The sequence below is a fragment of the Achromobacter sp. genome, from assembly GCF_032113835.1.
In the GTDB taxonomy this organism is placed as follows: domain Bacteria; phylum Pseudomonadota; class Gammaproteobacteria; order Burkholderiales; family Burkholderiaceae_B; genus Achromobacter.
This window is the reverse complement of record NZ_DAMCTG010000141.1, coordinates 1-8,473: the sequence shown is the minus strand read 5'-3', so window position 1 is coordinate 8,473 and position 8,473 is coordinate 1. Positions and strand designations below refer to the sequence as shown.

Here is an 8,473-nt window from a genome sequence, read left to right as displayed (position 1 = left end):
GCCATCCCGATGTTCCGCTGGTGGACCGGCGAACGCTTCTACATCGAAGCGGGTATCGGCGCCACGCTGTTCTCCAGCACGCGCTTCGCCGACGAAAACATCAGCACGGCCTTCCAGTTCGGCGACCACGTTGGTGTGGGCTTCCTGCTGACGCCGAACAACCGTATCGGTGTGCGCTATTCGCACTTCTCGAACGCCAGCATCAAGCGCCCGAACCCGGGTCTGGACGTGGTGCAGCTCACCTACACGTACCAGTTCTGATCGCAGGGTCCCGATGCAGGACACGCTCGCTTGAGCCGGCGTCCCGCTCGCAGAACTTGAAAACCACCCTTCGGGGTGGTTTTTTTTGCCCCGAAGGTACGCGGGGCGCCCGCGAAAGCCACAGCAGGAACCACAAAAAAATTATGTTTTGACTGCGTGTCCACGTACTTGTTGGTGTTGAGTGCAATGGCCAGAATGCCCTGGCAGCACCCAAAACCACAACGAGCCGTCGCTCGGGCTTTCCGATCCGCCGCAGCGCGCGCGGGCGCGGCCAAGTCCGGCAGACGGTACACGGAGACACGCATGAACTTCCCCTGTACCCAGGCGCGTCACATGACGCGTCACATTGTGCGCATAACCGGCGCCGCCGGTCTGGCCCTTGCCCTGGCCACCGCCTCGTCCGCCGTCCTGGCCGACAACTTCCCGAACAAACCTTTGCGCATGGTCGTCGGCTTTGCGCCTGGCGGCGGCGCGGATATCGTGGCCCGCCTGGTCGGCGCCAAGATGGCCGAGAGCCTCGGCCAGCAGGTCGTGGTGGAAAACCGCGCGGGCGCCACGGGCACCATCGCGGCCGACAACGTCGCACGCTCGCCCGCCGATGGTTATTCGCTGTTTCTGGGATCGCAATCCACCATGGTTGTGGCGCCATCCCTGTTCCCCACGCTGCCGTTCAAGCCCGAGACCGATTTCGAACCGGTGTCGCAGGTCGTGACCATGCCGCTGATCCTCGTGGTCAATCCGGCGCTGATCGACGTCAAGACCGTTGGTGAGCTCACCGAGCACATCCGCAAGGCCGGCAACGGCGCGCTGAGCTACGCGTCGTCCGGGCAGGGCGGTCCGCAGCACATCGCCGGCGAACTGTACGCGCACCGGGTCGGCACGAAGGTCACGCACGTGCCGTACAAGGGCGAGTCGGCCGCCATCGCCGACGTGTTGGGCGGCCACGTACCGTACATGTTCGCGAACCTGCCGGTGGCGCTGCCGCACATTGCTTCGGGCAAGGTCCGCCCGTTGGCCATCACCAGCCTGAAGCGCGATCCCAAGGCGCCCGAGATTCCAACGCTGGCCGAATCGGGCTTCAAGGACTTCGAGGTGTCGACGTGGTACGGCGTCTTTGCGCCGGCCAAGACCCCCAAGCCCGTGGTCGACAAGCTCTCCGCATCGATCCGCACCGCGCTGGCGCAGGGCGACATGCAGGCCAAGCTGAGCGAGCAGGGCTTCACCGTGGTCGGCAGCGACTCCGCCGATTTCAGCCGCTTCGTCGGCGCCGAACTGCCGCGCTGGTCGGTGCTGATCCGCGACATCGGCATCAAGCCGGAATAGCGCGGACGCTTCGCCCGAGCGCCGGGCTCCCCTTAGCCGGGCGCCCCTTATTCATCCGAGACAACGACATGATCGACTTCACCGAAAAACGCGCCGCCGGCCCCGTCATCCGGCTGCATTCCGCTGACAACGTGGTGGTGGCGCGCGTGCCCATCGGCATCGGCACAGCCGTGCCCGCCGAAGATCTGGTCAGCCGCAGCCAGGTGCCCGCCGGCCACAAGATCGCGGCGCGCGATCTGCGTGCCGGCGAACCCATCCTGAAATACAACGTGTGCATCGGCTTTGCCGCGACGGATATTCCCGCCGGCACCTACGTGCACTCGCACAACATGGACTTCCAGGAGTTCGCCCGCGACTACGCACATGCACGGGATTACGTGGCGACGCCTATGCTGCCCGAGTCCGAACAAGCGCAATTCCAGGGCATCGTGCGCGCGAACGGCCAAGTGGGCACGCGCAACTACATCGGCATCCTCGCCACGGTGAACTGCTCCGCCACGGTCGTGCACCGGATCGCATCCGCGTTCACGGAGGAGGTGATGGCGGCCTATCCCAACGTGGATGGCGTGGTCGCGTTGAGTCACGGCATGGGCTGCGGCATGGAAATGTCCGGCGAGCCCATGGACCTCTTGCGGCGCACGATGGGCGGATACGCCTGTCACGCCAATTTCGCGGGCGTGCTGATCGTCGGTCTGGGATGCGAACGCAATCAACTCGATGCGCTGCTCAAGGACCAGGGCCTGGAAGCAGGTGCGCGGCTGCAGACATTCATCATGCAGGAGACCGGCGGCACCCGAAAAACGATCGAAGCCGGCATCGCCGCAGTGAAGACGATGCTGCCCGCCGCCAACGACGTGCGCCGCCAGCCGGTGTCCGCGCGTCACCTGAAGATCGGCCTGCAGTGCGGCGGGTCGGATGGGTTCTCGTCGATCACCGCCAACCCTGCGCTGGGCGCGGCCATGGACATCCTGGTGCGTCACGGCGGCACAGCCATCCTGTCCGAGACGCCGGAAATCTATGGCGTCGAACACACGCTGACCTCGCGCGCCCGCAGCCGCGAAGTGGGCGAGAAGCTGGTCCAGCGCATCCGCTGGTGGAAGGAAGAATATTCTCCGGGCCGCGACGTGCAGATCAACGGCAAGGTCAGTCCCGGCAATCAGATGGGCGGTCTGGCCAACATCTTCGAGAAGTCGTTGGGTTCTTCAATGAAGGGCGGCACCACGGCGCTGATGGAGGTCTATCGCTACGCGGAACCGGTCCGGCAGCCCGGCATGGTGTTCATGGACACGCCGGGGTTCGATCCCGTGTCGGCAACGGGGCAGATCGCCGGCGGCGCCAACATGATCTGCTTCACGACGGGCCGCGGCTCGATGTTCGGCGCCAAGCCGGTTCCGTCGCTCAAGCTCGCCACCAACACGCCGATGTACGCGCGTCTGACCGAAGACATGGACGTCAATTGCGGCGACATCCTGGACGGCACCGCCACGCTGCAGGAGGTGGCGCAACGGATCTTCGACGAGATCCTGCGCGTGGCCTCGGGCGCCCGCAGCAAGAGCGAGTTGCTGGGGCTGGGCGATCACGAGTTCGTGCCCTGGAACATCGGCGTCGTGAGCTGACCGCGTCCGATTAGCGGCTTGCGGACGGCCAGTCGTGGCCGTCCGCGCACAGCGCCCGACGCTCAGACATCGGACAGAGAGTCGGCGCCCGGCATGTCGAAGCCGTTCGCCTGCAATGCCGCCTTCAGGGCGTCGGTCTGCGCGGCGTTCAGCTCGACCAGGGGCGGGCGCACCGTGGCCCATGCCGCGTCGCCCGACTTCCAGGCAATGGCGGCCTTCATCGCGGGAATCATCGGGAACTGCTGGAACACGTTGCGCGTCGCATTCAGCCCGGCCTGGCGCTCATCGGCATCCGCCTCCTGCCAGCGCTGCTGCAGCGCCACGATGGGACCCGGATTGACGTTGCCCGTGGCCGTGATGCAGCCCACGCCGCCTGCGCGCAGGGTCTGCAGCAGGAATGCCTCGCTGCCCGCATAGACCTGGAATCCGCGTGGCGTGAAACGCTCGATCATCGCCGCCGTATTGGCCCAGTCGCCGCCGCTGTCCTTCACACCGGCCACGATGCCGGGATAGCGGGTCAGCAGGCGATCGATCAGGTCCAGGCTGAGCGGCACCTGGCTGACGGGCGGGATGTGATACAGGTACAGGCGCAGCTTGTCGTCGCCCACGCCTTCGATCAGCTCGGCGAAGTAGCGGAACAGGCCTTCGTCGCTGACGCCCTTGTAGTAGAAGGGCGGCAGCACCAGCACGCCCATGCTGCCGCTGCGCACGGCATGCTGCGTGAGCGCGATGGCGTCGGGCAGCGCGCACGCGCCCGTGCCGGGCATCAGGGCGGACGGCTCCACGCCCGCTTCCAGCAACGCATCCAGCAGCGTGTGCTTTTCCGCCAGCGACAGCGAGTTGGCCTCGGAGTTGGTGCCGAAGATGGCCAGGCCGACGGACTGCTCGCGCAGCCAGCGGCAGTGCTTCACATAGCGCCCCAAGGCCGGGCGGTAGCGCTCATCGAACGGCGTCAGGACGGGAGAAAAAACGCCGGGAATGCGGGCAGGGGTCGTCATGTCTCTACTCGTTATTGGATGGATGAAAAGGACGCGCCGCGGCCGCGCGGCTGCGATTTCCGATTCTGGCACCGATCCGGCCACCGAACATCTGCTGTTTAATGGGTTCAATCCATAAAATTGTTGTGGTTTGCCGCTCAGCGCGCCACACGTCCAAAAGAAGGGGAGACCGTGGATACGCGATATGTGCAGAGCTTTGTGTCGGTCATCGAGAGCGGCTCGCTGGCTGAGGCGGCGCGGCGGCTGGACCTGACGCCCGCCGCCATCGCCGCGCGCGTGCGCACGCTGGAGGAAGAGCTGGGCGCCACGCTGGTCAAGCGCGTCGGCCGCAGCGTCAAGGCGACCGAAGCCGGCCTGAAGGTGCTGGAGCGCGCCCGCAGCGTGCTGCGCGAGGTGCGCGATCTGCGCGCCAGCGCCACGGACGACGCGCCGCTGGGCGAGTTGCGCCTGGGCGTCTCGGCCTCGGCCCTGACCGGCATCATGCCCATCGTGCTGGCCCGCCTGTATCGGCGGATGCCCAAGCTGGCGGTCTTCATGGAGCCTGGCACCTCCAACCACCTGTACCACCGCGTCATCAACGGCGATCTGGACGCGGCGTTCATCGTCAAGCCGCAGTTCAACCTGTCCAAAGGCTATGCGTGGAAGCTGGTGACCGAGGAGCCACTGGTGGTGCTCGCGCCGCCCGATACGCCGGGCAACGATGCGCACGAGCTGATGCGCACTCAGCCGTTCATCCGCTACGACCGCAATGTCTGGGGCGGACGTCTGGCCGACCAGTACCTGCGCCAGCACGGCATCGTGCCGCGTGAGCGGCTGGAGGTCGATGGGCTGATGGGCATTGCCTGCATGGTCTCGGAGGGCCTGGGCGTGTCGCTGGTGCCCGACTGGGCGCCGGACTGGCTCGACAGCCGCCGCGTCAAGCGCGTGCTGCTGCCCGGCCGCGCGCCGCTGCGCCGGATGGGCATTCTGTGGGCGCGCCACATGCCGCACTCGGCGCTGGCGGAAGCCTTTGTGGAAGAGGCGGGCCGGGCGCTGGATCCGCAGTCGCGCCGCGCGGCGGGCGATTGACGCGACGGTGGCGGCCCGCCGACCGTACTTACTGACGCCACAAAAAAACACCCGCAAACCGTTTCCGGTGTGCGGGGTGTTTGCTTGTCAGGGCGAAGCCCTGACGGCCTGACGGCTTAGTGGCGCGTTTCGACCTGAACCAGCGGCTCGTTCGAGACGGGCGTCACCGGCTTGCGTTCGCGGCCCAGACGGACCGGCGCGAACGAGGCGGCAATGCGTTGCTGCGTTTGCGCGTGGCGTTCCGGGTCGGTTTCCACCCACTTCAGGCCAGCGGCGTTGACCACGTCGTGCAGGGCTTGCGCCTTGGCAGCGGGGGCAACGGCAGGCACCACAATGGGCTGTTGCGTGACCGGCGCAACCGCTGCGGGGGCCGGTGCAACGGGAGCAGCAGTAACTGCGGGCGTCTGGACCACGGGTTCAGCGGCGGGCGCTTCCACCGGCGTCTGCACCGGCGCGGCGGGGACCGAAGCCTCGCTGGCGGGTTGCACGGCGACGGGCGCGGTCGTTTGCGGGGCGGTCTGCACCGGTTGAGCGGCGGGCTCGACGGCAGGTTCAACTGCCGGCTCTGCCGCGGCTTGGACGGGCTCAGCCTTGGCGGCTTGAACCGGTTCGGCCGGAACTTGCTCGGGCTGAGCGGCGGTCTGCACGGGCTGAGCCGGGGCTTGGACCTGCTGCGCGGGAGCGGGAGCGGCTTGCTCGGTGGCCGATTGAACCGGCTCAGCGGCTTGGGCGTCGACGCCTTCGGCTTGCTGTTCGCCGGCGTCTTCGGCGCCGTCGTCCTGCAGCTCGTCGCTACCGGCCAGACCGGCTTCGTCCTGGCTGCGGCGGCCACGGCGGCTGCGGCGGCGGCGGCGCTTGCGCTCGGGATCCGCAGCACCTTCGGCGCCTTCGGCGCCCGGGAACGCATCGGCAGACTGTTCGTCGGCGTCAGCATTGTCCAGGGCTTCAGCAGCGGGCTTGGGGTCCGACTTGGCGTCCGGCAGCGCGGTGGCGACCGTCTGGGCCAGCGCGGCGACCATGCTTTCCTGTTCGCTCATCGGCGCGTCGGATTGACCTTCCTCGCGGCGGTTGCGGCCACGGCCACGGCGGCGGTTGCGGCCGGCGCCGGTGTCTTCGCCGTTGAGTTCGGGCGACTGGTCAGGACGGGCGGACGCCAGGGCAGCCTGGGTGGCGGCCGGCGTGTCGCGCTCGCCACGGCCTTCGCCACGGTTGTTGCGATCGCCGCGCTCGGCATCCGAGCGGCGGTTGCCGCGCACGTGATGACGGCCGCCTTCGGAGGTCTCGGCGCCCTCGCCACGGCCTTCGCCACGGCGGTTGCGGTTGCGGTCGGAACCGTGGCGTTCGCCGCGGCGTTCCTGACCATCATGGCCGCTGCGGCCCTTGCCACGCGACGAGCCCGCGCGCTTGGCGGTTTCCTCGGCAGCGGCGGGGGCGGGCTTGGCGGGTTCGGAGCCACCGGTCAGCCAGCCGACCAGACGCTTGAACAGGCCACCCAGACCGGCGCCTGCCGCGGGCGCGGCGGGTGCGGCGGCCGGCGCTGCGGGCGTGGAGACGGGGGCGGGCTGCGACGGCGTGATGCCCTTGACCAGGGCTTCCGGACGCGACTTGATTTCGTTTTCGCGCGGCTGCCAGGGGGCGTCCGTGGCCGGCGCTTCCACCAGTTCGAAACTGGTCTTCAGCTCTTCCAGGCGGGGATCGTCGTGGCGCAGGCGCTCGATGTGATGGTGCGGCGTTTCCAGATGCTTGTTGGGGATCAGCATCAGGTTGACCTTCAGGCGGGCTTCCATCTTGGTGATGTCGGCGCGCTTTTCGTTCAACAGGTACGTGGCCACGTCGACGGGCACCTGGGCGTGGACCGCCGCGGTGTTTTCCTTCATGGCTTCTTCCTGCAGCAGGCGCAGGACGTGCAGGGCGCTGGACTCGGCGTCGCGGATCACACCGGTGCCGTTGCAGCGCGGGCAGGTGATGTGCGAGCCTTCGTTCAGGGCCGGACGCAGGCGCTGGCGCGACAGTTCCATCAGGCCAAAGCGCGAGATCTTGCCCATCTGGACGCGGGCGCGGTCAAAATGGAGGGCATCACGCAGGCGCTGTTCGACGGCGCGCTGGTTCTTGCTGTCTTCCATGTCGATGAAGTCGATGACGATCAGGCCACCCAGGTCGCGCAGGCGCAACTGGCGGGCCACTTCGTCGGCCGCTTCCGAGTTGGTGCGCAGCGCGGTTTCCTCGATGTCGGCGCCGCGGGTCGAGCGGGCCGAGTTCACGTCCACGGAAACCAGCGCTTCGGTGTGGTCGATCACGATGGCGCCGCCCGAGGGCAGTTGCACCGTGCGCGAGTAAGCCGTTTCGATCTGGTGTTCGATCTGGAAGCGCGAGAAGAGGGGGATGTCGTCACGGTAGCGTTTGACGCGCTGGACGTTGTCCGGCATCACCACGCTCATGAAGGCGGTGGCCTGGTCGGCGATCTCGTCGGTGTCGATCAGGATCTCGCCGATTTCGGGCGAGAAGTAATCGCGGATCGCGCGGATGACCAAGCTGGATTCCAGGTAGATCAGGATCGGCGCGGAGTTGTCGCGCGCGGCGCCGTCGATGGCGGTCCAGAGCTGCAGCAGATAGGACAGGTCCCATTGCAGTTCTTCGACGTTGCGGCCGATGCCTGCGGTGCGGGCGATGATGCTCATGCCCTGGGGCAGGTCGAGCTGTTCCATCGTGTCGCGCAGTTCCTGGCGATCCTCGCCCTCGACGCGGCGCGAAACACCGCCGCCGCGGGGGTTGTTGGGCATCAGGACCAGGTAGCGGCCAGCCAGCGAGATGAACGTGGTCAGGGCTGCGCCCTTGTTGCCGCGTTCTTCCTTTTCGACCTGGACGATCAGTTCCTGGCCTTCGCGCAGGGCGTCCTGGATGCGGGCGGTGCGGACGTCGACGCCTTCCTTGAAGAAGCTGCGCGCAACTTCCTTGAAGGGCAGAAAGCCGTGGCGGTCTTCGCCGTAGTTGACGAAGCACGCTTCGAGGCCGGGTTCGATCCGGGTGATGACACCTTTGTAGATATTGCCTTTGCGCTGTTCGCGGCCGGCAGTCTCGATGTCAAGGTCGATGAGTTTTTGCCCATCGACGATAGCGACGCGTAATTCTTCCTGATGCGTCGCATTGAACAGCATGCGCTTCATGAGAGGGTTTCTCCGTTGTCATGACGCGCCGATATCGGCGCGT

6 protein-coding genes are annotated in these 8,473 nt (G+C 67.1%); 4 read left to right on the top strand and 2 right to left on the bottom strand.

The window, feature by feature from the left end; genetic code table 11:
• The 3 genes from RT697_RS26230 to RT697_RS26220 form a co-directional block, all read left to right on the top strand.
• The coding region (locus RT697_RS26230) for an acyloxyacyl hydrolase (protein ID WP_313702561.1) at positions 1-261 on the top strand (261 nt) is incomplete at its 5' end.
• A 333-nt stretch (positions 262-594) separates the two neighbouring features.
• Positions 595-1,584, top strand: a complete 990-nt coding sequence (locus RT697_RS26225; protein WP_313702560.1) for a tripartite tricarboxylate transporter substrate binding protein — start codon at positions 595-597, stop codon at positions 1,582-1,584.
• A 68-nt stretch (positions 1,585-1,652) separates the two neighbouring features.
• Positions 1,653-3,200, top strand: coding sequence for an altronate dehydratase family protein (locus tag RT697_RS26220; protein WP_313702559.1), 1,548 nt, complete (start codon positions 1,653-1,655; stop codon positions 3,198-3,200).
• 62 nt (positions 3,201-3,262) lie between these two features.
• Here the strand turns inward: RT697_RS26220 and RT697_RS26215 are convergent, their stop codons facing one another.
• A complete protein-coding gene (locus RT697_RS26215; protein WP_313702558.1) occupies positions 3,263-4,198 on the bottom strand; it encodes a dihydrodipicolinate synthase family protein in 936 nt (311 codons plus the stop codon).
• Between the two features lie 171 nt (positions 4,199-4,369).
• On the opposite strand from RT697_RS26215, the gene RT697_RS26210 reads away from it, so the two are divergent.
• Entirely contained in the window at positions 4,370-5,266 is an 897-nt protein-coding gene (locus RT697_RS26210; protein ID WP_313702557.1) for a LysR family transcriptional regulator, read from the top strand.
• A 116-nt stretch (positions 5,267-5,382) separates the two neighbouring features.
• On the opposite strand, the gene RT697_RS26205 is transcribed toward RT697_RS26210, so the two are convergent.
• A complete protein-coding gene (locus tag RT697_RS26205) occupies positions 5,383-8,430 on the bottom strand; it encodes an Rne/Rng family ribonuclease (protein WP_313702556.1) in 3,048 nt (1,015 codons plus the stop codon).
• Positions 8,431-8,473: the final 43 nt, after the last annotated feature.

Coding starts and splice junctions, on each gene's coding strand:
- RT697_RS26225 (WP_313702560.1), top strand. CDS start 595: ATGACGCGTCACATTGTGCGCATAACCGGCGCCGCCGGTCTGGCCCTT.
- RT697_RS26220 (WP_313702559.1), top strand. CDS start 1,653: ATGATCGACTTCACCGAAAAACGCGCCGCCGGCCCCGTCATCCGGCTG.
- RT697_RS26215 (WP_313702558.1), bottom strand. CDS start 4,198: ATGACGACCCCTGCCCGCATTCCCGGCGTTTTTTCTCCCGTCCTGACG.
- RT697_RS26205 (WP_313702556.1), bottom strand. CDS start 8,430: ATGAAGCGCATGCTGTTCAATGCGACGCATCAGGAAGAATTACGCGTC.